Consider the following 25142-nt stretch of genomic DNA (forward strand, 5'->3'; position numbering starts at 1 on the left):
CATCACCGGACGGATCCGATCAGGAAGACAGGGAGCCATGCCAGCAGCGCCGAAAGCCGAGGGACGTCGCACGCGCGCCGAACAGCGGGCCACGACAGTGAAGACGATCCTGGACACGGCCGAGGATCTGTTCGCTCAGCTCGGCTATTTCGGGGTGACCATCAAGGACGTCGCCGACCGCATGGGCATCCATCCCGCGCTGATCCACTACTATTTCGAGGGCAAGAAGGCCCTGTTCGACGCCGTCTTCGAACGTCGTGTCGAATATGCCGTGACCTCGCGGACGGCGGGCCTGGACGCCTATGAGGCCGAGGTCGGCGACCATCCGACCGTCGAGGGCGCGTTGCGCGCCTATTACGACCAGGCGTTCGACGTCTACATCAACGGCGACGAGGGGTGGCGCAACTTCGGCCGCATCTTCGCCCAGGTGAACAACGCCCCCGGCTACGGGGCGGAGAAAATGGACACCTATTTCGATCCCATGGTGCTGCGCCTGATCGGCCTCCTGCAGAAGTCGCTGCCCGACGCCGCGCCCGAGGACCTGTTCTGGAGCTTCCAGTTCACCTCGGGGGCCTATTCGCTCCTTCTATCGCGCACTGGCCGCATCGATCGCCTTTCGAACAACCTCTGCGCCTCTGACGACTTCGAGGCGATCCGCGAGCGGTTCGTGACCTTCATGGCCGGCGGCTTCGACGCCCTGTACAGGCGCCGCAAGCCGGCCTGACCGCCATCCCTCAAGTGGCGACCTTCTCAAGTCGCGCGTCCCGCAGCGCCGCCCGCCGCACCTTGCCGGCCTCGTCGCGCAGGGGCTCGGTCGTGAACTCGATGCTCCTGGGCAGCTTGTAGCGGGTCAGCCGGTCGGCGGCGAAGTCGAGCAGTTCGTCTGGTTCCAGGCCGCTGTCCTCGACGGCCTGGACAATCGCGTGGACGCGCGCGCCCCAATCCTCGTCGGGCAGGCCGATCACCGCGCTGCCGCGCACCGCCGGGTGGGCGTCGAGCACGGCCTCGACCTCGGCCGGATAGATATTGGCCCCACCCGAAATGATCAGGTCGTTGCGACGATCGGACAGATAGAGATAGCCGTCGGCGTCCACTGACCCCAGATCCCCGGGCGCTTCCCACTCGCCGCGCCGGCGGGCCTCGCTGCCCAGGTAGTGATAGGTCGATCCGGCCCCGCCCTGGGGCAGGAAGAACACCTCGCCCACCTCGCCCGGCGGCAGTTCACGCCCCTCCCCGTCCAGGATCTTCAGGGCGTAACCGTCGCGAACACGGCCGACCGAGCCGCGGTGGGTCAGCCATTCGGATCCCGAGATCATGGTCGAGCCCGTGCCCTCGGTCGTCCCATAATATTCCCAGACCCGCTCGCTGCCGAGCCAGTCGATCCAGGCCTCCTTGAGCCAAGGCGCGCAGGGGGCGGCCATATGAAGCATCATGCGCAGGCTGGGCAGGGAGAAGCCGGACAGGACGTCGGGACCCAGCCGCCAGATACGGTTCATCATGGTCGGCACCAGGGTCACCCAGTTGACGCCGTGCGCCTCGATCAGCCGCAGCGCGCGTAGCGGATCGAACTTGCCCATCTCGACGATCGTCGCGCCGGTGAACATCCCCATGGTGATGCAGTGGAACGGGGCGTTGTGATAGAGCGGTCCCGGATTGAGGATGACGTCGCCAGGCCGCTGGCCCAGAAAGCCCTCCTCCGGGTTCCAGGCCCCGGGCATGGCGTCGACGATCACCTTCGGCCGCCCGGTGGAACCGCCGCTGGTCATGGCCTTCCAATGCGGCGAGATGACCTCGGGGAGCGCCTCGGCCGAGTACCGATCGAGCTCGCTCCGATCCCCCGTCATCACCGGAACGCCAGGTCTCGGCGGCGCGCCGATGAACAGTCGAGGACGAACGATGTCGAGGATCGCTTCCATCTCGGGGCGCGCCAGCTTGGCGGCGACGATGTTGGGGACCGCGCCCAGCTTCCACAAGGCGAACACCGTCTCATAGAACTCCAGTCCGTTGGGCAGGGCCACGGTGACGAAGTCGCCCTGTTCCACGCCGTACGCCGCCAGCATCCGCGCGCGCCGGTTCGTGCGGACATCCAGTTCGCCATAGGTGACGGCCCCGCCTTCCAAGATCAGCGCGTTTCGGGACGGCGACTGGCCCGCGTGGTGGGCGAGGATGGAGCTGAGCGCGACGCGATCGGTCGACATGGTGGGTACGCCTCCCTGACGGCGCCCCTGCAGCCCTCTACCGGGACGATCACAGCGGGCGCTTGATATCCGCTTCATTAATTTAGTCATGAATAAATGAAAAGGCAGAATCGCGACACTCACCGCTGTGCAATCCGGTCCGGCCAATCACCAGAATTGGCATGACCAATAATTGACAAGTCGCGCGACTGGCCAGATATCTTTCCCAAACCGTAAAAGCTTGGGAGGCTCCTATGAAGACCGCATGGCTTGCCGCGTGCGCCCTGATGGCCATGGCGTCCGCCGCGCACGCCGCCGACTACGGCCTGCTGGGCCCGACCTTCGGCAAGGGCGCGGTGTCGCCCGCGCTGAAGGCGGCGATCGTCTCGCGCGCCGACGCGACGCTGGATCGTCCGCCCGGCGCCATCCCCCACGCGCACACCGAAGGCACCCTGCCCGGCAAGGGGATCCGCGAGATCAGCATCAAGGCCCGCGAGGACCAGCCGATCGTGCTGAACTTCGCGCTGGCCTACCGCCTGACCGGCGACCGCAGGTTCCTGGAGGCCACGGGCCGCTATCTGGAGAACTGGGCCGACATCTACCAGATCTCGTTCAACCCGATAGATGAGACGGGCTTCGACACCCTGGTCATGGCCACCGACCTGACGGAGAGCGACCTCCTCGCCCCGATCCGCGCCAAGGTCGACGCCTTCTGGCGCAGGATGGCGGTCGGCTATCTCGACGCCATGGACGCGGGGCCGACGAACGCCCACACCAACTGGCAGAGCCACCGGATCAAGATGGCGACTCTGGCCGCCTACCAGACCGGCGACGCCAAGCTGATCGCCCGCGCCCGCGACGCCTTCCGCAAGCAGATCGGCGTCAACCTCTATGCGGACGGCTCGACCTTCGACTTCCACGAACGCGACGCCCTGCACTACGTCACCTACAATCTCGACCCGCTGATGATGGCCGCCCTGTCCGCCCAGGCGCATGGCGAGGACTGGTTCATCTGGAAGAGCCCGACGGGGTCCAGCCTGCCCCATTCGCTGGACTGGCTGGCGGCGTTCGCGCGCGGGGAAAAGACCCACAGCGAGTTCGTCAATTCCAAGATCCAATTCGACCGCGACCGCGCCAATTCGGGCCAGAAGGAGTATGCGCCGCACGACTGGGACGTCTCCAACGGCGTAAGCACCTACACCTTGGCCAGCCTGCTGGACGCCCGATACCTGCCCCTTCGCGACGACCTGGTGAAGCGCACAGGCAAGAAGCCGGCGCCGTGGACCGATATTCTGCGCGCCTCGCGGCCATGAGTTGACCCGGGTTCTCCCGCCTGCCTTGATCCTCGCGGGAGAACCTGATGACTCGCTCGAACCGCATCTTGACTGGCGTCGGCCTGGGCGTCTTGGCCGCGCTGGTGATCGCCGGCTATTTCGCCTCGCCGATCCTGGCGCTGCAGGGGCTGACGGCGGCGGCCAAGGCGGGTGACAAGGCCCGGCTGGAGAGCGCCGTCGACTTCCCGGCCGTGCGCGAGGGCCTGAAGAGCCAGCTCAAGGCCAGCATGACGCGCAAGTTGGAGGAAGACCCCAAGCTGCGCGACAACCCGTTCGCCGCCTTCGGCCAGATGCTGCTGGTCGGCGTGGTCGACAAGGCGGTCGAGACCTATGCGACGCCTGACGCGATCGCCAACATGGTCGCCACCAACGAGCCGCCGAAGAACATCGGCGCCACGCCAGGCGGTCCGGTCGTCGAGCAGCCCCAGCCCGAGGTAAAGAAGGCGAAGTCTGATACCGAGGTCCATTACGGCTACGTGGACCTTGATCACTTCCGCGCCACCTATCGCGACCGCAAGGATGGCGACCAGGAGCCGTTCGGCCTGGTGCTGGAGCGTCGCGGGCTCTTCAAGTGGAAGCTGGTGAAGATCGAACTGCCGGGCCTGGGTTAGGCTAGTCCAGCCGCCAGTCGATCACCGTCCCTTCATAGGCGTCGATCCCGCGCCCGATCCCGGCGACGGCGCGGATCATGGCCCCGCCGCGACCCAGGATCGTATCGGCCAGGGCGATCATCAGCGCATTGGGCGTGGCCTCCGGGCAGAGCGAACGGAGTTGAGCGGCCAGGGCCCACTCCTCGCCCGCCGGCCGCTTCGCACAGGCCAGGACATAGGCCGCCGCCGTCGAGCGGCTGACGCCAGCGAAGCAGTGGATCAGCAGAGTGGGCGTCTCGCGCAGCGCCAGGATCGTCTCGATCATCGCCGCCGAGGGGGCGATAAGGCCTTCATGTTGTTCGACTATATCATTGAAATATAACGTCGTTACAGGTTGCGTTAAGGTCGGCGGCGCGGCGTTCGGCGAGATCAGCGACAGCACGTGATCGGCCTGGCCCGCCAACCGCGCGACCGCCGTGATCGGACCGACCAGCAGCCTCATGCCAGCGCCGCCGCGCCGAGCAGGAAGCCGAGCTCGAACACCTGCTCGACCGCGCCGAGCGCGTCGCCGGTGTGGCCGCCGATCAGCCGCCTGGCCGTCAGGGTCAGCAAGCCGGCCAGCAGCGCGCCGCCCGCGAGGCCGACCAGGACCGCGCTCGGTGGCAGCAGGATCAGCGGCCAGCCGGCGATCAGCAGGGCGACGATCACCTCGCCAGTCCGCACGCCTTTAGGAACGGGCTTCCACTTCCCCGCCTCGCCGCTGGGCGCGTAGGGCGTCAGGCGCATGACCGCCACGGCGGCGGCGCGGCCCAGGCCGTGGGCGGCCAGCAGCAAAACGGCGGCGGCCGGCGTTCCAGCCAGCACGGCGACCTTCAGCGCCAGCACGCCGACCAGGGCGCAGACGCCATAGGTCCCGATGCGGCTGTCCTTCATGATCTCCAGCCGCCGCGCCGGCGTCTGGCCGCCCCCCAGGCCGTCGGCGGTGTCGGCCAGGCCGTCCTCGTGGAAGGCGCCGGTGATCAGAAGGCCCGCGCCGAGGGCCAGGATGACGCCGACCGGCGCGCTCCAAACCCGCTCGCCGACCAGTAGCACCCCGGCGCAGACCGCCCCGACGCCCTGCCCGACCAGCGGGAAATAGCGGGCCGAGCGGGTGATCCAGTCGGGCTCGAAGGTCTTCAGCGCCGGGGTCGGGACGCGCGTCAGGAACTGGACCGCGCAGAGCAGCAGCCGGACCTGATGCGCGAGCCAGCCCATGCTCAGAGCCGTCCGCTCAGGACGTCGTCCAGGCTGGCGACGTCGCTCATCAGCCGTGAGGCGGCGCGCACGAGCGGCAGGGCCAGCAGCGCGCCGGTGCCCTCGCCGAGACGCAGACCCAGGTCCAGCAGCGGCTCGGCCTCAAGCGCCGCCAGCATCCGCTGATGCCCTCGCTCGGCCGAGCAATGGCAGAACACGCAGTAGTCCCGGACCGCCGGGACCATTCGGATCGCCGCGAGCGCCGCCGCCGAGGCGATGAAGCCGTCGACCAGCACCGGGATGCGCGCCGACGCCGCGCCGATCACCGCCCCGGTCATCATGGCGATCTCCAGCCCGCCGAACTTGGCGAGGACGGCGGCGGGCTCGGTGGCGTCCGATCGCGCCGCCGCGCGCTCCAGCACGGCCAGCTTGTGGGCCAGGCCCGCGTCGTCATGACCGGTCCCCCGCCCGACGCACTCGGCCAACGGCGCGGGCGTCAGGCGGTGCATGACCAGCGCCGCCGAAGCGGTGTTGCCGATGCCCATCTCGCCCAGCGCCAGGATCTCGAAACCCTCGGTGGCCGCGTCGCGGGCGATGCGCGCGCCGGTCTCCAGGGCCTGGGCGACCTCCTCGACGGTCAGGGCCGACTCGACGGCGGCGTTGCGCGTCCCGCGCCGCACCTTCTGCGCCAGCAGGTTCGGATGGGGCGGCAGCTGGGCGTCGACCCCGGCGTCCACGACGCGCAGCTCGGCGCCGACCGCGCGGGCGAAGGCGTTGGCGCTGGCCTTGCCAGCCAGGAAGGTCGCGACCATGGCCTGGGTGACGCTGGACGGATAGGCAGACACCCCTTCGGCGGTCAGCCCGTGGTCGCCTGCGAAGACCAGCAGGAGCGCCTTGTCCAAGCTGCGCTCACCGGCGATCAGCGCCAGCCGAACGGCCAGGTCCTCGATCCGCCCCAGCGCGCCCGGCGGCTTGGCCTTGCCGTCAATCAGGGCGCGTAGCCGCCCCGTCTGGGCATGGTCGACGGCGGTGACGGGCGGCAAATTCATCGGAAATTCTCCAGGCGATCGCGGCGAGGGTGGGAATGTCGAAGGCCTGCTCCAGCGCCGCGGCGATCTCGTCCAGCGCCTGGTCGACGCGGACGGCCTGGTCGATCGTATCGGACACCGCGCCCAGCTCTGCCAGCAGGGCCGCCCGCGCCTCGCCTCGGTCGAACAGGCCGTGGACATAGGCGCCGCGCACCTGACCGCTGGTCGAAACCGCGCCGTCCGTGACGCCGTCGTCGAAGGTCAGCATCGGCGAGAGCGCGCCGGTGGTGCGGCCGACATGCATCTCGTAGCCCTCGAAGCGCGCGCCGCCGGTCAGTCGGCCCGCGATCGGCCGCAGGGTCTTGTCGCCGGTCATCACCGTCTCGACGTCGAGCAGGCCCAGACCCTCGACCGAGTCCGGCGGGCCCTCGACGCCATCCGGATCCGACACCCGCCGGCCCAGCATCTGGTAGCCGCCACAGACGCCCAGCACACGGCCGCCGCGCCGGACGTGGGCGGCCAGATCGATGTCCCAGCCCTGGGCGCGCAGGAAGGCCAGATCGGCCAGGGTCGCCTTGGTCCCCGGCAGGATCACCAGGTCAGCGTCGCCCGGAAGCGGCGCACCCGGCGGGATGAAGGCGAACTCGACTTCGGGCTCGGTGCGCAGGGCGTCGAACTCGTCGAAATTGGCGATCCGCGACAGCATCGGCACGACGATCCGCACCTTGCGGCCGTCAGCGGTCGCGGCGCGGTCCAGCACCACGGCGTCTTCGGCCGGCAGGCGACGCGCCGCCGCCAGCCACGGGGCCATGCCGAGGTCGGCCCAGCCCGTGCGACGGACGATCTCGGCCCGGCCGTCCTGGAACAGGCTGGGATCGCCCCGGAACTTGTTGATCAGGAAGCCCTTGATCATGGCGCGGTCGGCGGCGTCCAGCACCACGTGGGCCCCGACCAGGGCGGCGATGACATGGCCGCGATCGATGTCGCCGACCAGCACCACCGGCACGTCGGCCGCGATCGCGAAGCCCATATTGGCGATGTCGCCGGCCCGCAGGTTGATCTCGGCGGGGCTGCCGGCGCCTTCGACGATGACGAGGTCGCTCTGCGCCTGCAGCGTGCGGAAACTCTCCAGCACCGTGTCCAGCAGCGCGCCCTTGCGTTCCTGATAGCCGCGCGCCTTCCAGGTCCCGGCCATCCGGCCGCGCACGATCAGCTGGGCGCCGACGTCGCTCTGGGGCTTCAAGAGCACCGGATTCATGTCGACGGTCGGGGCGACGCGGCAGGCGATGGCCTGCAGGGCCTGGGCGCGGCCAATCTCGCCGCCGTCGGCGGTCACGGCGGCGTTGTTGGACATGTTCTGCGGCTTGAACGGCCGCACCCTCAGGCCGCGATTGGCGAACAGGCGGCACAGGCCGGCGACCAGCACCGACTTGCCGACATCCGAGCCGCAGCCCTGGATCATCAACGCGGCCATGCGAATCCTCCCCAGACGAACCCGGCGACCGCCAGCATCAACCAGAGCAGCCCGCAGGCGAGAAGATAGATCCGCAGGGCGCGGGTCAGATCCGCGGGTGTCGCCGCCCTGCCCTCGCCCAGAACCGGACGCTGGGACAGCGCGCCGTCGTACCAGGCCGGACCGCCCAGGCGTACGCCGAGGGCTCCGCCCATCGCCGCCTCGGGCCAGCCGGCGTTGGGCGAGGCGTGCTTGCCGGCGTCGCGCAGCATGATCCGCCAGCCGCCCCCCTTCAAAGCAAACATGCCGGCGAGGGCGATCACCCCGCCCGCCAGGCGCGCCGGGATCAGGTTCATCAGATCGTCGAAGCGCGCCGAGGCCCATCCGAACGCGCGCCAGCGTGGCTCGCGGTGGCCGATCAGGCTGTCGGCCGTGTTGACGGCCTTGTAGACGAACAGGCCCGGCAGGCCGGCGATCACGAACCAGAACAGCGGCGCGACGATCCCGTCGCAGAAGCTCTCGGCCAGGCTCTCGATGGCGGCGGTGGCGATGTCGCTCTCACTCAGTCGGGCGACGTCGCGGCCGACGATGTGGCCGACCGTGATGCGCGCACTGTCCAGGTCGCCCGCCGCCAAGGGCTTGGCGACGGCGCGGACATGGTCGAACAGGCTGCGCTGGGCCAGGCCCACGGTCCCGACCAGCACGATCGCCACCGGTCCGCCGAGGTCCGCGACTATCCAGCCGGCCAGGGCGCTGGCCCCGACGATGAGCGCCAGGGTCACCACGCCCAGCAGGCGGCGCGCGATCTCGCCGAACCCCGGCAGGTTGAGGCCCGCCTCCAGCGCAGATATTAGCCCGCCGATCCACACGACCGGATGCGGCGCGCGCCTGTGCAGAGCGTCTGGATAGCCGACGGCGGCCTCCACGACCGCCGCCGCCAGGACGATCCAGGGGCTGGTGGGTAAGAGCCTAGCCGGCACGGCCTAGCACCTCGATCAGCGGCCCGCCCTCGCCCCCGTGAAGGCGGACGACGACGCCATAGACGGCTGACAGGGTTTCTTGTGTCAGGGCCGTGTCGGGCGCGCCGTCGACGACCAGACGGCCTTCGCTCAGCACCAGCACCCGATCGGCGAAGCGCGCGGCCAGGTTCAGGTCGTGCAGGGTGACGATCACGCCCTTGCCCTGGTCGTGGGCCAGGCGGCGGAACAGGGCCAGGGCGTCCAGGGCGTGGCCGGGGTCAAGGCCCGTCAGCGGCTCGTCGGCCAGCAGCCAGTCGGTCTGGCCGGCCAGACCGCGTGCGATCAAGGCGCGGGCCCGCTCGCCGCCCGACAGCCGGGTGACGGCGCGGTCGACGAAGCGCTCCAGGCTGGCGGCGGCGATGGCGGCGTCGATCGCCGCGCGGTCCTCGGCGCTGGGACCGAATGCCCCGAGATGCGGCGTGCGACCCAGGCCCACGAAGGCGCGGACGTCGACGTCCCAGGCGATCTCGGGCGTCTGGGCCAGGAAGGCGATGCGGCCCGCGCGTTGGCGGCCGGGCAGAGTCGCGACCGCCGCGCCGTCCAGGGTGACCGCGCCGCTGTCCGGACGCCGCAGGCCGGCCAGGCACGCCAGCAAGGTCGACTTGCCCGCCCCGTTGGGACCGACGATGGCGATCACGCCGCCCTTGGCGAAGTCGGCGGTGACGCCGTCCAGCACCGCTTGTCCGCCCAGGGCCAGGGTCACGTTCCGGGCGGAAATCATGCCAGCCTCCGGCGCATCGAGATCAGCATGGCCAGGAAGAACGGGCCGCCCAGCATGGCCATGGCGACGCTGAGCTTGACCTCGCTGGCGGCCGGGGTCATGCGCACCAGGATGTCGGCGGCCAGGGTCAGGGCCGCGCCGCCTAGGAACGATGGCAAAAGCACCGCGCTCGGCCTGGCGCCCAGCAGCGGCCGCAGCAGGTGCGGGGTGATCAGGCCGACAAAGCTGATGACGCCGGTCACCGCCACGCTGGACCCGACCGCCACGGCGACGCCGATGGCCATCAGCAGGCGCGTGCGCGACAGGTCGACACCGAGGGAGCGCGCGCCCTGCTCGCCCAGGGTCAGGGCGTCCAGCGAGCGGCCGAGGGTCAGCAGCAGGACGCCACCGGCGACGATCCCCGGCGCGGCCAGCTTGACCTCGTCGACGCTGCGGTCGGCCAGCGAGCCCAGCGTCCAGTTGACGATCTCGTTCACCGCCCAGGGGTTTGGCGCGAGGTTCAGGGCTAGGGCGATGGCCGAGCCGCAGACCGTCTGGATGACGAAGCCGGCCAGGATGAAGGTGACGATGCTGGAGGTGACGCCCGCCAGGCCCAGCAGGGCCGCGACGCCCAGGCCCGCCCCGACCATGGCGGCGGCCGGCAGGATCCAGATCGCCTCGCCCGCCGCGCCCAGATAGAGGGTCAGCACCGCGCCCAGCGCCGCCGCCGCCGAGACGCCCAGGGCTCCGGGATCGGCCAACGGATTGCGGGTGTAGCCCTGCAACGCCGCGCCGGAGAGGCCCAAGGCTCCGCCGACCAGGATGGCGAGGATGGTGCGTGGCAGGCGCAGGCCGAAGACGATGGCCCAGCGCGGATCGGCGCCGCCCGAGGTCCAGGCGCTCCACGGCGCCCAGACGCGCCCGGCGCACAGGCTGACGCCGAACAGTACGACCAGCAGCGCCAGCAGAACGCCGCAGATCGCCCATGGCGCCATGGGGGGAGACCGGGGCTTCATGCGCCCTCCTTCAAGGCTTGCACCCGCGCGTGGGCCATGGCGGCGGCGGTCTCGATCAGCACCGGGCCGCCGCAATAGAGAAGCTTCTCGGGCACCGGCGCCTGGCGCATCCGGCCGGACACGGCCTTGAGGGCCGGGTGGGTCATGATCCGGTCGGCCCAGCTGCGCGCGCCTGGCGCGGAAACGCCGACCAGCAGCACCTGCGGCGGATCGGCCAGCAGGCGCTCCAGCCCGACATTGCCCCAGGTCTTCAGGCCGAAGCGGCGGGCGACATTGTCGAAGCCGGCATGGTCCATCATCTCGTCGACCAGGGTGCCGGGCCCGGCCGCGAAGCCATTGGGCTGATAGATCAGCGCCGTCAGCCGTCGCGCGCCGGGCGTGGGCTTGGCGGCCGCGATCGCCGCCTCGATGCGGGCGACCAGGGCCTCGCCGCGATCGGTATGGCCGATCAGCCTGGCCAGCTCGCGGACCTGGCCCAGGCTCTCGTCGATCGACCTGGGAACCTTGAAACGCTGGACCGGCACGTGCAGGCGCTTGAGCGCGTTGCGCGTCGCCAGAGCCGAGTGCTGGCTGGCCAGGACCAGATCGGGCATCAGGTCGATGACCTCCTCGGCGCTCTCCCAAGTGTAGGGCAGCGTCCGGGCCTGGGCCGCGACGGTGGAGGCCTGCGCGTCTCGGGCATAGTGGCTGAGGGCGGCGATCTGGCCCCGGTCGGCCAGGTGGACCAGCATGGCGTCCAGACAGCTGTTCAGCGACACGATGCGCCTTGGGAGCGGCGGCGGACCGCCCGCCGTCATCGCCAGGGCCCCGGCCATAGCCTCGCGGCGGTTCATGACGTCACCGCGCGAAATGCTTGCTCAAAGCGATTGAATTCATTGCGCGAAGGCAAGCCAATCCGAAGTCGATCCAGCCGGTCCGCGAAGGGGCGCGTCAGCACGCCCTGAGCGCAGAGCCGGCTGAACAGGCCACACGCGTCGGGCGCTTCGGCCCAACGGAAGAGATCGCAGCCGCCAAGCGGCTTGAGGCCCGCCTTGGTTAGAACAGCGTCGACCGCGCCCGCCTGGGTCTCCAGCCACGTCCGAGTTTGCGCCCTCCAGGCGTCATCGGCGTAGGCCTCCAACCCCATCGTTAGGGCGTCGGCCCCGACCGGCCAGTCGCCCAGAAGCGCGCGAAATTCCCGCGCGAAAACCTTGTTTCCAATCAGGAAACCCAGTCGAACCCCAGGCAATCCGTAGAACTTGCCGAACGAGCGCAGGGTCACCAGTCGGTCGATCTCGAGGTCGGCGACGCTGAGCTCGGGCGCGACCTCGCCGAAGGACTCGTCGACGACCGTCCAGCGTCCCGCGTCAGACCGCTCCGCCGCCAGGGCGGCCAAGGCGGTCCGTTCGATCCGCCGGCCGTCGGGATTATTCGGATTGACCAGCACCAGCACGTCGGCGCGGACGGCGCTCGGATCGTCCAGCGACGCGATGAAGTTCGGAGGCGACGACGCCCAGCTCTCGGCATGGCCGCCATAGATCGGGGCCAGCAGCGCGACCTGCCCGCCGCCGATCAGACCGGGCAGCAGCCGCAGCGCCGCCTCCGCGCCGGAGGTGGCGACCACGCGGCCGGGGTCGGCGACGCCGAACGCGCGCGCGGCGACCGCCTCCAGTTCGGCCAGCTCAAGCGGATCCGGCAGCCGGCGCAAGGCGTCGGCCGGCGCCCGCTGGCCGGACCAAGGCTCGGGATTGATCCCGGTCGACAGGTCCAGCCAGGGACGCGGCGCGTCCGGAAAAGCGGCCATCGCCTCGCGGAGACGGCCGCCATGCCGGAAGGCGCCGATGGTGGAAATCGACGCCTTCATGGGCCTAGAAGCGCGCCCGCAAGCCGACGAAGGCTCCGCGTCCCGGCGTCCCGTAGTTCAGGATGGTCTGGTAGTCCTTGTCGAAGGCGTTCTCGACCCGGCCGAAGACCTCGAGGGTCTCGTTGATCGGATAGGCCGCGCGCAGATCGACCAGGGTATAGTCCTTCACCACCTGGGTGTTGGCGTCGTTGTTGTAGGTCTTGCCGACGTAACGCACCGCCACCGTCGTGGTCAGACCGACCGGCCAACGATAGGCGGCCGACAGGTTGCCCATGTTTTTCGGGCGACGGGTCAGCTGCTTGCCCTTGCTGGCGCCCGAGTCGGACTCGGCTTCGGTATAGGTGTAGTTGCCGGTGATGGTCAGGGCCGGGACCGGCTTGACCTCGCCGATCAGTTCCACCCCTTGCGCCTTGGTCTTCTGGACGTTGTCGTAGTAGCCGAAGCGGAACGCGCCGTTCGGATTGCACAGGGCCGTGGTCGAGCCCGAGGCGCACGAGAAGAAGCGGATCTCGTTGTCGGCCTCGCGGTGGAACCAGGTGGCCGAGGCGCGGGCCTTGCCGCCGAAGAAGCGCTGCTCGATCCCGGCGTCCCAGCTGTCGAAATCTTCCGGCGACAGGCTGAGGTTGCCGTACTCGCTGTAGAGCTCGTAGAGGCCCGGGGCGCGGAAGCCCTGGCCGAAGCTGGCGCGCACGACCGTATTGCCTTCGTTCAGCGCCCAGGCGGCCGCGACTTGCCCGAGGGTGTGCGAACCATAGGTGTCGTGGTCCTCGTAGCGCAGGCCGCCGGTCAAGGTCAGGCCCTTCACCGGCTCGACCTGCAGCTGGCCGTAGAGGCTGTCGACGCCGACGCGGCCGGTGCTGAATGCGGGGTTCGGCTTGGCGACCGTGGGCGAGCGCGTGCGCATGCGGGCCCTCTCGGTCTCGGCGCCGAAGGTGGCCGTCCAGATGTCCGAGATCGCGAACACGCCCTGATATTCGAAGCGCTTGTTCTTGCCGGCGGCGTCGAAGGTCAGCGGCGCGGCCGGGCGGGCCGGGTTGATGTTCTCGCGGTCGGTGTCGGTATAGGCGTAGCCGAGGCGGTTGTTCCAGCGACCGTCCAGCAGAGTGAAGTTCAGGCCCGTATAGACGACCAGTTCCTCGGTGCGGCCGAACTCGGCGCTGTCGACGTTGAAGCCGTCGAAGTCGTTCTTGCCCTTCGAATAGACCGAGCGGACCTCGGCCGAGACGTTTTCGGCCAGCGCCACACGGACACGGCCCGACAGGCCGGTGTTCTGGTAGCCGTCCTTCTCCTTGCCGAGCTTGTAGGTCGAGAAGCCGTCGGTGGTGTAGTAGCCGCCGGCCAGGCGCCAGGTGATCTTGTCCGAAGCGCCGCCAACGCCGGCCCGCAGGTAGCCGGTCTTGCGCGCGCCGCCTTCGGCCTCGATCGAGCTGGTGAACGGAACGGTGGGATCGGCGGTGACGATATTGACCACGCCGCCGACGGCCTGGCTGCCCCACAGGGTCGACTGGGCGCCGCGTAGCACCTCGATACGCGCGATGTCGCCGATCAGCAGGTTGCCGCTGTTGAAGCCGCCCTGAGTCGAGGACGGGTCATTCAGCTTGACGCCGTCGATCAGCACCACGGTGTGCTGGGTCTCGGCGCCGCGGATGTTGAGGCTGGTGGCCGTGCCCGGCCCGCCGTTGCGGGTGAAGCTGACACCCGGCGTCTGGGCCAGCAGCTCCGTCACCGAAATGGCCTGGCTGGCCTCGATGGCGGCCTGCGTCAGGACGGTGACCGACGCGCCGACCTTCTCGATCGGCTGGGCGGTGCGGGTGGCGGTGACGATCAGCTCGGCGACGCCGTTGGCGCCGACAGCGCCGGCGACATCGGCCTCGGGGGCCTTCTGCTCTTCCGCCATGGCCGAACCGGCGACAAGGAGGGTTGCGAGCGCGGTGGAGCTCAAAAACGTTCGGATCATGTTTCAATCTTCCCAGTTGAACGACCCGCACGGCTGACCGCGACGCACCCGCGAGCTGGAAAGCCACACGTACGCCCCGGACCGTCGCGCGGCCCTTTGACTGTCGTTTCGCGGGAGATCCCGTTCGTTCGGCGCACCCCGGCCGAGCGATGAACGACTGCGCCGGGCAGGTCTCCTGGCTCACGGGTCGTCGCTCTTGGCATCGCCTTCCCAGGGTCCGGAGACCCCAGTGGCATGTGACGCTAGAACTCGCCGCTTACAGTTGCGGGGGCAGCCGAGGTCTTGAACCTCGTTCCCTTTTAATCCTCTTTCGAGGAGCCTGGTGCGGGGGCAGCCCTATAGACTGCGCCGCTTACGGTCAATGTGGAGCTTCCATGACGTCGATCCTGGTGCTGGGCGGAGCCCGTTCCGGCAAGAGCGCCTTCGCCCAGAAAGCGGCGGAAATCGCCGCTGGAGCGGTGCGTCCGGTGCTGATCGCCACCGGCCAGGCCTTCGACGACGAGATGGCCGAGCGCATCGCCCGCCACCAGGCCGACCGGGGCGAATCATGGACCACGGTGGAGGCGCCGCTGGCCCTGGCGGAGGCGATCGCCGCCCTCCCCGCCGACGCGGTGGCGGTCGTCGACTGCCTGACGCTGTGGCTGTCGAACCTGATGCTGGACGAGCGCGACATCGCGACGGAGGCGACCGCTCTGGTCGAAGTCGTCGCCGCCTGCCCCGCCCGCCTCTGGCTGGTCAGCAACGAGGTCGGTCTGGGCCTCGTGCCCGAGACGCCGCTTGGTCGACGGTTTCGGGATGAGGCCGGACGGCTGCACCAGCGGCTCGCGCAGGCGGTCGACGAGGTCTATTTCGTGGCGGCCGGGCTGCCGTTGAAGCTGAAGCCGCAGGGGTGAATTCCCGTCGGCGTGCGGGCGCTTTTCCTTCTCCCCCTGCGGGAGAAGGTGGCGCGCGGCGCCGGATGAGGGGGTGATAAGCCTGTCGGATTAGCTTTACGGCGCGAGCGGTTAGCCCCGTGTGACCCCTCATCCGACCGCCCTCGGCGGCCACCTTCTCCCGTAGGGGGAGAGCAGGTAAGCTTACGTATTTGATTTTGCTCACCTTTGACTCACCGTAGGGCCATGCACCGGTCCTACCCAGCCACGCAAAATCAAGGACTTAGGCGCGCAACAGACACAGAACCTGCACAGGTGTCCTGCCATGGCCTTCCTCCTCGAACCCCAGGAATTGAAAGACGGGCTGATCATTTTCCGGCGCGGCGACGTCAAGCACCGCAAGTGGTACTGCCGCATCAAGCTGCCCAACGCCGACCGCTACAAGACGGTCTGCCTCAAGACGACCGACGTGGACGCCGCCAAGGAGCGCGCGTTCGACGAGGACGCGGACCTTCGCTTTCGCATCAAGCATGACGTGCCGATCTTCAATCGGCCGTTCAGCGCCGTCGCCAAAGATTTCCTTGCCGAGCAGAAGGTCCGCGTGAAGATCGGAGACATCACGGCCAAGCGGCTGGAGACGGTGGATTCGGCGATCTACTGCCAGCTCAACACCTACGTCGGGTCGGTCCAGATCAACCAGCTCGGCAAGGACCGCTGGACCGGCTATCCGACCTGGCGGCGCCTCGACGCGCTGGAACGGAAGGCGGTCGAGGATGAGCGCCAAACCCGTCTGCGCGAAGCCGAGCAGGCCAACGACAAGCGGGAGCTGGCGAGGCTTCGCGCGGCCGCGCCGAGAGACCGGAAGGGCCGCATCCGCTTACCGACGGGCGTCGTCAGCGACGCGAGCATCCGCACCGAGATGTCGATCTTTCGCGCGATCATGGCCTACGCCGCCGGCAAGAAGCTGATCAACGAAGGCCAGGTCTTCGACGGCCGGTTGCCGCTGGCCAAGGTGCGGCGAGAGGAGTTCACGCCGGAGGAGTACCGCCGTCTCCACACCTTTGCCCGCAAATGGGTGAAGGCGGCGCCCAATGCGCGGTCAAGGTGGGCGCGGACGGTCGCCTACAACTTCACCCTGATCATGTGCAACACGGGCATGCGTCCGCCCGAAGCCAAGAACCTGCGCTGGCGGGATGTCGCCTTTCGGACCAATGACCAGGGCCGCGCCTTCGTGGTGCTGCATGTCCGGGGTAAGGACAAGTTTCGTGACCTCGTGGCCGCAAGCAATGTCGCCACCTACCTGGAGCGGGTTCGCGAGACGAGCGCAGCCACCGGCCCGGACGACGCGGTCTTCACCACGGAGAACGGCGAGCCGGCCAGCACGCTCTATGAGAGCCTGATCGAGACCCTGCTGGAGAAGTCCGAGCTGCGCGTCAGCTCGTCCGGCAAGCTGCGGTCGACCTACTGCTTCCGCCACACCTACGCGACCTTCCGCCTGACCGAGGGCGTGGACGTCTATTTCCTAGCCAAGCAGATGGGCACCTCGGTGAAGATGATCGAGGATCACTACGGGCACATCACGCCGGTGAGGAATGCCGCGCGCATTCTTCAAGGATTGCCCGGTTGGGAGCCTATCGCAGACGCGCCCGCGGTCGAGGCCAAGAGCGGATCCGTGAACGGAGACGCGGCCGAGGCCCCTGCGCAGGCCGTCAGGCCGAAGGCGCGAAAAGCCGCTTGATGCGGGGCGGAGCGCCGGGATCACGCATCGAGTTCGATGCGCCGACGCTCCCGCTCCGTGCCGTCCCCGTGCGCCCGAGGGCGCTCTTGAGGGGACGGTTCCGCCGCTCTTCGTTCGATGTTGAAGGCCCGTCAGTCGTCGTCGAGCAGATCGTCCAGCCATCCCATGTCCCGCCAATGCTGCTCGTCGCCGTCCCAGGGCTCGTCGTCGACTGGATCGGGAGCGAGGATTTCCGCGTTGCGGCGGAGGTCCGTGAGACCCTGAGCCGACAAGGGATCAAGTGCGGTGACATGGGCCTCCGCCCATTCCAGCCAGGCTATCATCGTCGCCGAGCGCGACTCCGGGGGCAGTCGCCGACGAAGCTCGGCGAGGAAACGGCGCATCTGCGCCGCCTCCGCCCACCGCGCTGCCATCGACTGGAGAAAATCGTCCTGGGCCTCCGCGATCCGTTCCCGGTGGAGGCGCAATGCCGCGCGCCGCATCGCGACTTCCAGTTCATTCACGACCGCCGACCAGTCATCTTCAACCTACCGATGGCGCTCCCGCCGTCGATCCACTGCCCGCTCCTGGGCCGGGGCCGGCTCGAACCGCGCGCCGCGCATCAGCCAGTTGGCGATCCGCTCTCGCGCCGCGCCGATGATCCGCTCGGCGGCCGCCGGCTCGGCGCGGCTGCGCACCACGGTCTCGATCGCGGCCATCCGGCTTTGCGCGCCGCGCAGCTGCGGGTCACGCGCCGCTTGCTCCGGCGTGGCCCCGCGGAACCGCTCCGCCACGACCTCCCACTGGTTGCGGGGCACGGTCCGCCGCTGGACCTCGACCTTGCCGGTTTCCCGGTCGGTCTCGCGCACGGCCTTCAGCACCTGCTCGACGCCGGTGCGCCGCACCGTGACGGTTTCGCCGATCTGGACGCCGGCCTTCTCAAGGGCGCTGGGAAGGCCCACGCCCCACAGGGTCTGCACGCGGCCGGTCTGCGGCTTCAGCTTGATGAACGGCGAGTTCTCGGCGTCGGGCCGATGCTTGTAGGGCGCGGTCCCGACCTCGATCAGCTTTCCGGTGAGGCCGCGATCCTGATCCTGCGCGGACTTGGCCGCCGGTGCCGCCGGAACGTCCCGCGCCGGTGTCCCCGTGCGGCGCTCCAGCGCCTGCTGGTCACGGCCGGTCGGACGATAGCCGCTCACCTCGATCCCCCGGGCTTGCGCCAGCAGCCACGCCTCGCGTCGAAACTCGACGCTGCCGCGGACCTGAACCTGCGACCAACCGCGATGCTCGGCGATGGCCAGCATGTCCTTGATGACCGCCGGACTGGCGCGGTCGGCCATGAGCCGCCGGCCGACGTCGTGGAAGGCCGGCTGCTTGACGGTGCGGTCGGTGAAGTAGGCGAGCTGAGCGCCTCGCCCTTCGGTGAAGTAGCGCCTTCGCACGGCGTCGGGCACGTCGCCTTGCGCCAGGGACGGCGCCGCGCCGGTCGGCATGATGACGCCTTCAGGGTTCTCGGCCATGGTCGGCTCCTTTCGCGGTCAGTTCATCCGGGGCCGTCACGCCGGCCTCGCGATCGATGAAGCGGTTCACCCACGCCTCGATCTCGGCTTCGGTCGCGCCCTCGGGCGGCAGCGGTTCGAGGTCGCCGGCGTCCAGCACCGGCAGCGCGAGCGTCAAATCATCCATGCGCCTTGTCCTTGCCGAGGCCTGGCTGTTGGGCTTGGCGGGCGCCGCCGGCCGCGCCGTGGGCGTGGGGTTGGCGACGGCGGGATGGGCGGGAACGGCGGGCGGCGGCAGGACGCGCTTGGCGAACGCCCGCTCGCGCCAGTAGACGATCTTGCGCCCGCGAACGGGCGGCATCCCGGCGCGCAGGACAATCAGCCGGTCGGCCGGCATCTGGATCAGTTCCTGCGGCAACATCAGCGCACGGCGCTGATCGGACTCGCTGACACTGCGATGGCCGCCGGACAGGCCGCTGGGCCGACTGTGCGACCGGCCCTGATAGGTCCAGTAGCCGAGCCGTTCGGAGAGATCCTGGGCGACCTTCAGCTCCTTCGGTGCGAAGGCGATCTCCACACCGCAGTTGGCCATGATCTCTTCAGCCAGGTCCGCCCCGTACTCAGCGCGAAGCTGGGCCGGGCTTTGCAGCACCGGCAGGAGCCGCAGGCCGTAACCGGCCACGTAGGAGAAGCCGCGGGCGATCACCGCGGCGTGGCCGAGCCTGGCGAACTCGTCCATCAGCATCAGCACCGGGATCATGTGCTTGCCGTCGCCCGGCAACTCGCGCGTATTGAGGTCCACGAGCTGCTGCAGGAGCAGATTGTACAGCGGCGCCACCCTGGCCAGGTTGTCGGGCGAGACGGCCAGATAGAGCGAGATTCGGCGCTCGCGCAGATCGCGCAGATCAAAATCGCTGGCCTCGGTGGCCGCACAGACGCGCGGGTTGATCCAGAGGCCCAGCCGGCTGGTGACCGTCTGCTTGACCCCGGCGAAGGTGTTTTCCGAGGCCGAGCAGAAGTCGGTGAGCGCCTTGGCGCAGCCGGCCGAGAGCGGTCGTCCCGCTTCGGCGCGGGCGGCCATGACCGCCGGCAGGCGGGTGCGGGGATCGCCGTCGGTCAGCTCGGCATAGAGAGCGCCAAAACTGAACGGAAGCTCCGGCGTCTCGGCGACATAGGCGCCGATCCCGATCAGACCCACCCGCGCCGCCTCGGTCCAGAACGGGTCGGTGTTGGGCGGGACAGGGAAGAGCATCACCGCCAGCTTCTGGAGTTCATCCAGCACCGCGACGGGATCGGCCCGGTCGAAGTGGCCGAGCGGGTTGAACCGGGCCGTGCGGCCCTCCGGGCCGAGGGGATCGAACAGGATCACCTGTTGGCCATGGGCGGCGCGAAAGCCGGCCGAGGCCGTCCAGTTCTCGCGCTTGATGTCCAGCACGACGACCGAGTCCGGCCAGGTCAGCAGGTTGGGGATCACCACCCCTACGCCCTTGCCGGTGCGGGTCGGCGCATAGAGCACCACGTGCTCGGGGCCGCCGAACACCAGCGGTCGTCCGCCCTTACGGCCAAGGACGATACCCTGCTTGGCGCGCCACCCTTCGCGCACCAACTCGGCCTCGCTAGCCCAGCGCGCGGCGCCGTACAGCGGTGGCCGCAGATTGCGGACAACGCCCAATGCGATGGCCCCGGCCAGTCCGAAGGCCGACAGCAGGCCGACGCCGGACCAGCGCCGCACTTCGGGATCGGCGCGAAAGTACCAGAACCAGCCCGGGATCGCGGCCAGGTCGATGTCGGCCGAAAGTCGCTTCAGGCCAGCCAAGGCGATCACGGCCGCCAAGCCGAGCAGCAGAGCGGCGGCGCCGGCGATCAGGACGCCGACATAGACGGCCTTAAGCGGCCAGGGCGCGCTTGCGAAGCGGGTCATACCAGACCTCGGTCATGCGGAACCGGCCGTCGACCCGACGCATCTGCACCACGACGTCGACCAGCAGATGAAGCAGGGCGCGGATGTCGTCGCGGGCGAGATCGCGGCCGCCTTCGGATTCCTTCACCAGCAGGGTCAGTTGCTCGAAGGCCAGAACGGCGCTGTCGGCGTGGATGGTGGTGATCGAGCCGGGATGGCCGGTGTTGACGTTGCGCAGGTAGAAGAACGCCGTGCCGTCGCGCAGCTCCTGCAACAGGATGCGGTCGGGACGCATCCGAAGCGCGCTCTCCAGAAGTTGCTTCGGCCCGACCTTCGCCAGGCCCTGACCATCCTTAGCGTAGAGCAGATGGACGGCGTTGCGGTGCGGGACCACCAGTTCGCGGGCGTCCTCGATGGTCAGCAGCCGTTCCTCCGGTGGGATCAACTGCACCAGCCCCTTGGCGAAGGTGGTCTTGCCAGAACCGGTCGCCCCGGAGATCAGCACGTTGCGGCGGCTCCGCACCGCCAGGCGGAAGAAGCCTGGCCAGTCGCCCGCATCGCGAAGCGCCATCAAGGCCGTCTCATCGGCGGAGAGGTCGTTGGTCGCGACCGCCACGGCGTCGAACAGCCCGCCGCGCGCGAAGGCGTCGAGATCGAAGGTGGCGGCCGAGGGCTTGCGCAGGGTCAAGGACAGCCGTTCGGCGGCAGGCGGCAGGACGATCTGACAGCGCTCGCCTTGCGGTAAGACGGTCGAGCAGATCGGCGCCTCGTCGGTGACGTCCTGGGTCGTGAAGGCGGCGGCGGCCTTGGCCAGGGTCGCCAGCCAAGTCTCGGTCAGGTCGGGCGCGTCGCGCCATTCCCAGCCGCCGGCCCGCTCGATCGCCAGTTCGCCGGGTCGATTGACCACCAGCTCGGTGACGTCGTCGGGCACCAGGCAGCGCTGGAGCGGCGCGAGATAGTGCAGCAGGACGGAGGTATCCTGGGCCATGGCGTCACCGCGCCTTCAGCCCATAGACGCTTGAGAAGTCGAAATCCTGGGCCACGAAGATCGAGACCTCCGAGCCCTGCGGCTTGCGCAGGCTGGGCGGGATGTTGATCGAGTTCTGCAAGGCGATGCCGGCGGCGTCCGAGGGCAGCCGCGCCGTGGCCGAGCCCCCAGAGCCGACCGAGTCGCGACCGGCCAACGCATAGGCCCCGTCGTCGACGATGGAGAGCAGCAGCGCCCCGCCGAACCGGTCCCAGAAGTGGGTGTCGAGATCGCCGTCGAAGCCGGCCCGGCCCAACGGATCGGCTGCGGGCGAGGCCAGGCTGATCGCCACCCCGGCCGGCGTCACGGCCCGCGTCCACAGGACGAAGAGGCGTTGCTGTCCCTGGCGCAGCGAGGAGCGATATTCGCCGAGCACCTTGGTGCCCTTCTCCATCAGCACCACGGCGCCGTTGTCGGAGAGTACGTCGCGCGGGATCAGGCAGCTCACATAGCCCGGCGTGGCGGTGTCCATCGCCGTCTGCAGGATGCAGGGGATGGCTGCCCCAGCGACGATCAGGAAGTTGCGGTCCGGTAGTCGCGTGGCGCGAGCCCGGCCGATGGCCGAGCCGCGTCGCAGCTGATCCAGCTCCGTCTGGCCTTCAGCCGCCACGGTTTGCAGCGCCGGAACGGCCGGGGCGACGGCCTCAAGCGTCGCCCCTGGCCCGCCGCTGCGGCTATAGGCCAGCAACGGCGCGCCCCGGATCGCGGTCAGCTCCGCGCGGCGCTGGGCCGCTGGATCGGAGGTCGTGGACGCAGCGCCGGGCTGGAGGGCCGGAACCTGTGTCCCATCGGCCGCTGGCCCGAGACTCGGCGCGTCAACGCCGGGCGCGGCCAGCGTCGGGGCCTTGGGACCATACAGCGGCTCGAACGGCACGACCTGACGGGCTGGCTGCACCGGCGCGCGATCGGTCCTGGGTTTGTCGTGCCCCCAGGTTGCGGCGACGAACACGCCACAGCCGGCGACCAGCGCCGCCAACACCACCGCCTTGCCGGCCCGGCCGGAGCCCAGCCGCCCGGCGATCGGCGAGATCGCGCGCTCGACGGCGGGCGGCACGACCGCTTCGGCGGTTGGACCGGGGTCTCGCTCTTCGCGCGGATCGGGAGCGTCGGTCATGGGCGGGGACCTTCCTTGTCGGTGCGCTCGACGTCACCCGCCGCGGTGCCGGTGCCCGGGTTGGTCCCGTAGGGTTCGAAGGCCTGGTTGTAGATGCAGAGCACCTCGCGGCCGCGACGCAGGCGCAGTTCGCGGACCACCGCGTGGACCACCACGAACTCGCCACGCACGTCGAACGGGACTAGGCTTTCGGTCCCGCCGGCTTCCACCTGATAGAGCGCAGGAACCTGCTGGTTGGCCGGAAAGCGCAGAACGGTGAAGCGGCCGTTGTCCGAGACTTCGGAGGGCTGCAAGCCACTCGCGCCCTGGACAGCGTAGTTCATGTTGCGCCGGCCTTCGACGACGGCGCGGTCGAGTTTCAGTTCCAGAATGCGGCGCTCCAGCGCGGCGGTCTCAGCCGACAAGACCGCGGCGGCGCGTGCGGTCTCATCGGTGGGATAGCGGAAGCGCAGCACGAAGACCGTGTCGGACGTCGCCCGGCTCGATGAGCCGCCACGCGTCGAAAGTTCGAAGGTGTAGTTGCGCGTTCCAGCGCCCCGGCTGGTGGTGACGATCAGGTTGGTCGGACCGCGCGGCGCCTTGGGTTTGACGAACAGGATGTTCTTCTCGGCCGCCACGTCCCAGCCGGTCGCGTCGCCGACCGCCACATGCAGGATCGTCTCGTCCTCGCCGAACTGGATCTGGGTGGCCGTGCGGAAGACGCCCACGACCTTCACGACCGCCCAGGGGTCGTAGTCGATGACCTTTATCCTGGGATCGGACGGCCCGGCCTTGGGCGCGTCCAAGGCCAGGGCGGCGGTCGGCGCGAGCAGCACGGCGGCGGCCATGAGGGCGACGAGCCGGCTCACCGCACCACCTCCGGATCGGCGCGGTAGCTGGTCACCTGGAACCCCAGCGGATTGCGCCAGCGGTCGGCCTCGGCCATCGGCGCCTTGGTGTAGGTGAAGGCCAGGGTCGCGATCCAGTCGCTTTCGGTGACCTGCTGCGACATCCGCACGATCCGGTGGAAGCGGACGTTGGCGACGCCGTCGCTGACGAAGCTGATCGCCCGGACATCGACCTGAGCTTCGCCGGCCGAACCGTAGACGACCTGCGGGCTCAACGGATTGGCCGGCCGGAAGAAGTCGCCCCAACGCTGCTGCTCGGCCGGGGTCGACATGATCGAGACCTGCCGAAAGTTGGCCTCAGCCGCCGGCGCGAGCCAGCCTTCGCGGGCCCGGACGTACTGGGCCAGGAAGTGCTTGGTGACCGCCTCGTCGTAGCTAAGCGGCTTCTCCGACTTCAGGGCCGACATGACGTCCACCGCGCCGGTGGTCCTGTCGACGCGAACCACGAACGGCTCGACGGTCTTCAGCGGCGCCAGCGCCGCGACGGCCCCGACCGCGACGGTGGCGACCAAGCCGGCGAAGGCGGCGACGCTCCAGGCCAGCCGCCGCGACCGCTCAGCCGCGCGCAACTGGTCGGCGTTCCAGGTCTTGGCCTCGTCGAAGTATCCCTTGAGGTCGCGCGCGCCGGTCATATGCAACTCGGATAGCTGGTCGATGGGACGGCGGAGAGCTTGTCGGGCTTGGCCGGCGCCGCGGCGGGCTGAGCTGCCGGGTCCAGCACCGAGCCATAGAGGTTCGCCGGTCGCCGGTGCTTGCCGTCGCACACGGGGGCCTTCTCCCTGCCCATCGTTGAACAGCCGCCGAGCGCCAGCACCACGATGACAATGATCAACTTTCCCATCACCGTGCTCCCGCCGGCCGGATGCTGCCGCCGCCACGCGGCGCGCTTCGCTGCGCTTCCTGCGGTCCCTGCGGCGCGCCCGACCGGGGCGCACCGCTAAGCGACGCGGCATTGGCGAAGTCGGCGAGGCCGGCGCTGGCGCCGCCCGCGATCCCGGCCGCGATGGCCGGAGTTTGCAGGAAGAAGATCGCGCCTAGCAGACAGAGCGCGATGAACAGCAGGCCGCCGGCCATCGGGTCCTGGCCGTCGATCTGGCCCCACTGCTGATCGACCAGCGACAGGATGAGCTGGAAGATGGTGATGATCAGGGCGAACAGAACCAGGTAGTTCACGGCCTGCGACAGCCAGCCGAAGAAGAACCGGCGGCTCCCGTCGAAAAGCGCGCAGGCGATGAAGATCGGCCCCAGCGCCACCAGCAGGGCCAGGGCGACCTTGGCGATCAGGACCACGCCGAAGCCCAGCGCGGCCGCCAGGGCGCCGATGATGTAGACCACGGCCGCCAGGATCCAGGGCCCGAAGTCGACGGGGCTGGCCTCCTTGGCGATCTTCTCGGCGAGATAGGCCGCGCGGCTGAAGAATTGGTCGAAGGCCGCGCCGACGTCTGGCACGCCGCCGCCGCTGATCGCTTGCGCCAGGGTGTCGGGCAGGACGTGGAACAACGGATCGGTGACGTAGGTGGAGTAAGCCACTGTGGTCGCCAGCATGTAGATGAAGGCGAGCTTGATGCTGCGGACCACGAAATCCATCACCGGCTCGCTGATCGAGCCGCGCAGGATCGCGAAGCCGTAGAGCAGGACGTAGAGCACCAGGGCCACGCGCAGCGGCCCGGACACCTCGGCGATCACCGAGCTGGCGCGCTGGTTCAGGAAGACATCGAGCTTGGCGTCGATGAACTGGTAGGCCGGTTGGAAGATCGCGAACGGTTCCACGGGCGC

The 25142-nt window shown here is 69.4% G+C and carries 24 protein-coding genes, 1 pseudogene and 1 riboswitch; of the genes and pseudogenes, 5 read left to right on the plus strand and 20 right to left on the minus strand.

Features of this window, described 5'->3' with window-relative positions; translation table 11 throughout:
• The first annotated feature begins 37 nt into the window (after positions 1 to 37).
• On the plus strand, positions 38 to 724 hold the full coding sequence (locus AC07R7_RS14995; RefSeq protein WP_492838427.1) for a TetR/AcrR family transcriptional regulator: 687 nt from the start codon (positions 38 to 40) through the stop codon (positions 722 to 724).
• Between the two features lie 10 nt (positions 725 to 734).
• On the opposite strand, the gene AC07R7_RS15000 is transcribed toward AC07R7_RS14995, so the two are convergent.
• Positions 735 to 2198, minus strand: coding sequence for an AMP-binding protein (locus AC07R7_RS15000; RefSeq protein WP_494635703.1), 1464 nt, complete (start codon positions 2196 to 2198; stop codon positions 735 to 737).
• Positions 2199 to 2431: 233 nt separating this feature from the next.
• On the opposite strand from AC07R7_RS15000, the gene AC07R7_RS15005 reads away from it, so the two are divergent.
• Together AC07R7_RS15005 and AC07R7_RS15010 are read left to right on the plus strand one after the other, a co-directional pair.
• The gene (locus AC07R7_RS15005) at positions 2432 to 3490 is read left to right on the plus strand and encodes an alginate lyase family protein (RefSeq protein WP_494635704.1); all 1059 of its coding nucleotides are present in this window, start codon (positions 2432 to 2434) and stop codon (positions 3488 to 3490) included.
• A gap of 47 nt (positions 3491 to 3537) precedes the next feature.
• The gene (locus AC07R7_RS15010) at positions 3538 to 4122 is read left to right on the plus strand and encodes a DUF2939 domain-containing protein (protein WP_492885229.1); all 585 of its coding nucleotides are present in this window, start codon (positions 3538 to 3540) and stop codon (positions 4120 to 4122) included.
• Between the two features lies 1 nt (position 4123).
• On the opposite strand, the gene AC07R7_RS15015 is transcribed toward AC07R7_RS15010, so the two are convergent.
• From AC07R7_RS15015 to AC07R7_RS15060, 10 genes and pseudogenes are all read right to left on the minus strand, one after another.
• Positions 4124 to 4603, minus strand: coding sequence for a tyrosine phosphatase family protein (locus tag AC07R7_RS15015; protein WP_494635705.1), 480 nt, complete (start codon positions 4601 to 4603; stop codon positions 4124 to 4126).
• Positions 4600 to 5355: an adenosylcobinamide-GDP ribazoletransferase gene (cobS, locus tag AC07R7_RS15020; protein ID WP_494635706.1), complete on the minus strand. Its 756-nt coding sequence runs from the start codon at positions 5353 to 5355 to the stop codon at positions 4600 to 4602. Before cobS ends, AC07R7_RS15015 begins: the two co-directional genes overlap by 4 nt.
• A gap of 2 nt (positions 5356 to 5357) precedes the next feature.
• Positions 5358 to 6383, minus strand: coding sequence for a nicotinate-nucleotide--dimethylbenzimidazole phosphoribosyltransferase (gene cobT / locus AC07R7_RS15025; protein WP_494635707.1), 1026 nt, complete (start codon positions 6381 to 6383; stop codon positions 5358 to 5360).
• Between the two features lie 13 nt (positions 6384 to 6396).
• Positions 6397 to 7836, minus strand: a pseudogene (locus tag AC07R7_RS15030) (cobyric acid synthase); the annotation flags it as partial.
• Positions 7824 to 8795: an adenosylcobinamide-phosphate synthase CbiB gene (gene cbiB, locus AC07R7_RS15035; protein WP_494635708.1), complete on the minus strand. Its 972-nt coding sequence runs from the start codon at positions 8793 to 8795 to the stop codon at positions 7824 to 7826. The gene cbiB and the pseudogene AC07R7_RS15030, both read right to left, overlap by 13 nt.
• Positions 8785 to 9555, minus strand: coding sequence for an ABC transporter ATP-binding protein (locus AC07R7_RS15040; protein WP_494635710.1), 771 nt, complete (start codon positions 9553 to 9555; stop codon positions 8785 to 8787). Before AC07R7_RS15040 ends, cbiB begins: the two co-directional genes overlap by 11 nt.
• Positions 9552 to 10550, minus strand: a complete 999-nt coding sequence (locus AC07R7_RS15045) for a FecCD family ABC transporter permease (protein WP_494635711.1) — start codon at positions 10548 to 10550, stop codon at positions 9552 to 9554. The genes AC07R7_RS15040 and AC07R7_RS15045 overlap by 4 nt, the downstream gene beginning before the upstream one ends.
• A complete protein-coding gene (locus AC07R7_RS15050) occupies positions 10547 to 11383 on the minus strand; it encodes an ABC transporter substrate-binding protein (RefSeq protein WP_494635712.1) in 837 nt (278 codons plus the stop codon). The genes AC07R7_RS15045 and AC07R7_RS15050 overlap by 4 nt, the downstream gene beginning before the upstream one ends.
• Positions 11380 to 12237 (minus strand): aminotransferase class I/II-fold pyridoxal phosphate-dependent enzyme, encoded by an 858-nt coding sequence (locus AC07R7_RS15055; protein WP_494635713.1) that lies wholly within the window; start codon positions 12235 to 12237, stop codon positions 11380 to 11382. Before AC07R7_RS15055 ends, AC07R7_RS15050 begins: the two co-directional genes overlap by 4 nt.
• A 160-nt stretch (positions 12238 to 12397) precedes the next feature.
• Positions 12398 to 14350 carry a TonB-dependent receptor plug domain-containing protein gene (locus tag AC07R7_RS15060; RefSeq protein ID WP_494635714.1) on the minus strand — a complete coding sequence of 651 codons (1953 nt, stop codon included), beginning with the start codon at positions 14348 to 14350 and terminating at the stop codon, positions 12398 to 12400.
• A 148-nt stretch (positions 14351 to 14498) separates the two neighbouring features.
• Positions 14499 to 14688, minus strand: a riboswitch (cobalamin riboswitch).
• A 36-nt stretch (positions 14689 to 14724) separates the two neighbouring features.
• Between AC07R7_RS15060 and cobU the strand changes: the two genes are divergently transcribed.
• Complete coding sequence (gene cobU, locus AC07R7_RS15065; RefSeq protein ID WP_494635715.1) at positions 14725 to 15243, plus strand: bifunctional adenosylcobinamide kinase/adenosylcobinamide-phosphate guanylyltransferase; 519 nt, start codon at positions 14725 to 14727, stop codon at positions 15241 to 15243.
• A gap of 304 nt (positions 15244 to 15547) precedes the next feature.
• Positions 15548 to 16960 (plus strand): tyrosine-type recombinase/integrase, encoded by a 1413-nt coding sequence (locus tag AC07R7_RS15070; RefSeq protein WP_494635716.1) that lies wholly within the window; start codon positions 15548 to 15550, stop codon positions 16958 to 16960.
• A gap of 131 nt (positions 16961 to 17091) precedes the next feature.
• Here the strand turns inward: AC07R7_RS15070 and AC07R7_RS15075 are convergent, their stop codons facing one another.
• From AC07R7_RS15075 to AC07R7_RS15115, 9 genes are read right to left on the minus strand one after another with little or no spacing between them, the layout of a single operon-like run.
• Positions 17092 to 17463, minus strand: coding sequence for a hypothetical protein (locus AC07R7_RS15075; RefSeq protein ID WP_494635717.1), 372 nt, complete (start codon positions 17461 to 17463; stop codon positions 17092 to 17094).
• Between the two features lie 24 nt (positions 17464 to 17487).
• Positions 17488 to 18459: an LPD7 domain-containing protein gene (locus AC07R7_RS15080; protein WP_494635718.1), complete on the minus strand. Its 972-nt coding sequence runs from the start codon at positions 18457 to 18459 to the stop codon at positions 17488 to 17490.
• Entirely contained in the window at positions 18443 to 20359 is a 1917-nt protein-coding gene (locus AC07R7_RS15085; protein ID WP_494635719.1) for a type IV secretory system conjugative DNA transfer family protein, read from the minus strand. Before AC07R7_RS15085 ends, AC07R7_RS15080 begins: the two co-directional genes overlap by 17 nt.
• Positions 20325 to 21326 carry a P-type DNA transfer ATPase VirB11 gene (gene virB11, locus AC07R7_RS15090; RefSeq protein ID WP_494635720.1) on the minus strand — a complete coding sequence of 334 codons (1002 nt, stop codon included), beginning with the start codon at positions 21324 to 21326 and terminating at the stop codon, positions 20325 to 20327. The genes AC07R7_RS15085 and virB11 overlap by 35 nt, the downstream gene beginning before the upstream one ends.
• A gap of 4 nt (positions 21327 to 21330) precedes the next feature.
• Positions 21331 to 22479, minus strand: coding sequence for a type IV secretion system protein VirB10 (gene virB10, locus AC07R7_RS15095; RefSeq protein WP_494635721.1), 1149 nt, complete (start codon positions 22477 to 22479; stop codon positions 21331 to 21333).
• On the minus strand, positions 22476 to 23327 hold the full coding sequence (virB9, locus tag AC07R7_RS15100; RefSeq protein ID WP_494635722.1) for a P-type conjugative transfer protein VirB9: 852 nt from the start codon (positions 23325 to 23327) through the stop codon (positions 22476 to 22478). The genes virB10 and virB9 overlap by 4 nt, the downstream gene beginning before the upstream one ends.
• Positions 23324 to 23998, minus strand: coding sequence for a VirB8 family type IV secretion system protein (locus tag AC07R7_RS15105; protein WP_494635723.1), 675 nt, complete (start codon positions 23996 to 23998; stop codon positions 23324 to 23326). Before AC07R7_RS15105 ends, virB9 begins: the two co-directional genes overlap by 4 nt.
• Positions 23995 to 24207 carry a hypothetical protein gene (locus AC07R7_RS15110; protein ID WP_494635724.1) on the minus strand — a complete coding sequence of 71 codons (213 nt, stop codon included), beginning with the start codon at positions 24205 to 24207 and terminating at the stop codon, positions 23995 to 23997. The genes AC07R7_RS15105 and AC07R7_RS15110 overlap by 4 nt, the downstream gene beginning before the upstream one ends.
• A complete protein-coding gene (locus tag AC07R7_RS15115; RefSeq protein ID WP_494635725.1) occupies positions 24207 to 25136 on the minus strand; it encodes a TrbL/VirB6 family protein in 930 nt (309 codons plus the stop codon). Before AC07R7_RS15115 ends, AC07R7_RS15110 begins: the two co-directional genes overlap by 1 nt.
• Positions 25137 to 25142 lie beyond the last annotated feature (6 nt).

The sequence above is a fragment of the Caulobacter sp. GW821-FHT05F04 genome, assembly GCF_059419665.1.

What these genes read in the sequence shown, in the direction of transcription:
- AC07R7_RS14995 (WP_492838427.1), top strand. Translation starts at nt 38, where the DNA reads ATGCCAGCAGCGCCGAAAGCCGAGGGACGTCGCACGCGCGCCGAACAG.
- AC07R7_RS15000 (WP_494635703.1), bottom strand. Translation starts at nt 2,198, where the DNA reads ATGTCGACCGATCGCGTCGCGCTCAGCTCCATCCTCGCCCACCACGCG.
- AC07R7_RS15005 (WP_494635704.1), top strand. Translation starts at nt 2,432, where the DNA reads ATGAAGACCGCATGGCTTGCCGCGTGCGCCCTGATGGCCATGGCGTCC.
- AC07R7_RS15010 (WP_492885229.1), top strand. Translation starts at nt 3,538, where the DNA reads ATGACTCGCTCGAACCGCATCTTGACTGGCGTCGGCCTGGGCGTCTTG.
- AC07R7_RS15015 (WP_494635705.1), bottom strand. Translation starts at nt 4,603, where the DNA reads ATGAGGCTGCTGGTCGGTCCGATCACGGCGGTCGCGCGGTTGGCGGGC.
- cobS (WP_494635706.1), bottom strand. Translation starts at nt 5,355, where the DNA reads ATGGGCTGGCTCGCGCATCAGGTCCGGCTGCTGCTCTGCGCGGTCCAG.
- cobT (WP_494635707.1), bottom strand. Translation starts at nt 6,383, where the DNA reads ATGAATTTGCCGCCCGTCACCGCCGTCGACCATGCCCAGACGGGGCGG.
- AC07R7_RS15040 (WP_494635710.1), bottom strand. Translation starts at nt 9,555, where the DNA reads ATGATTTCCGCCCGGAACGTGACCCTGGCCCTGGGCGGACAAGCGGTG.
- AC07R7_RS15045 (WP_494635711.1), bottom strand. Translation starts at nt 10,550, where the DNA reads ATGAAGCCCCGGTCTCCCCCCATGGCGCCATGGGCGATCTGCGGCGTT.
- AC07R7_RS15050 (WP_494635712.1), bottom strand. Translation starts at nt 11,383, where the DNA reads ATGAACCGCCGCGAGGCTATGGCCGGGGCCCTGGCGATGACGGCGGGC.
- AC07R7_RS15060 (WP_494635714.1), bottom strand. Translation starts at nt 14,350, where the DNA reads ATGATCCGAACGTTTTTGAGCTCCACCGCGCTCGCAACCCTCCTTGTC.
- cobU (WP_494635715.1), top strand. Translation starts at nt 14,725, where the DNA reads ATGACGTCGATCCTGGTGCTGGGCGGAGCCCGTTCCGGCAAGAGCGCC.
- AC07R7_RS15070 (WP_494635716.1), top strand. Translation starts at nt 15,548, where the DNA reads ATGGCCTTCCTCCTCGAACCCCAGGAATTGAAAGACGGGCTGATCATT.
- AC07R7_RS15080 (WP_494635718.1), bottom strand. Translation starts at nt 18,459, where the DNA reads ATGGCCGAGAACCCTGAAGGCGTCATCATGCCGACCGGCGCGGCGCCG.
- AC07R7_RS15085 (WP_494635719.1), bottom strand. Translation starts at nt 20,359, where the DNA reads ATGACCCGCTTCGCAAGCGCGCCCTGGCCGCTTAAGGCCGTCTATGTC.
- virB11 (WP_494635720.1), bottom strand. Translation starts at nt 21,326, where the DNA reads ATGGCCCAGGATACCTCCGTCCTGCTGCACTATCTCGCGCCGCTCCAG.
- virB10 (WP_494635721.1), bottom strand. Translation starts at nt 22,479, where the DNA reads ATGACCGACGCTCCCGATCCGCGCGAAGAGCGAGACCCCGGTCCAACC.
- AC07R7_RS15105 (WP_494635723.1), bottom strand. Translation starts at nt 23,998, where the DNA reads ATGACCGGCGCGCGCGACCTCAAGGGATACTTCGACGAGGCCAAGACC.
- AC07R7_RS15110 (WP_494635724.1), bottom strand. Translation starts at nt 24,207, where the DNA reads ATGGGAAAGTTGATCATTGTCATCGTGGTGCTGGCGCTCGGCGGCTGT.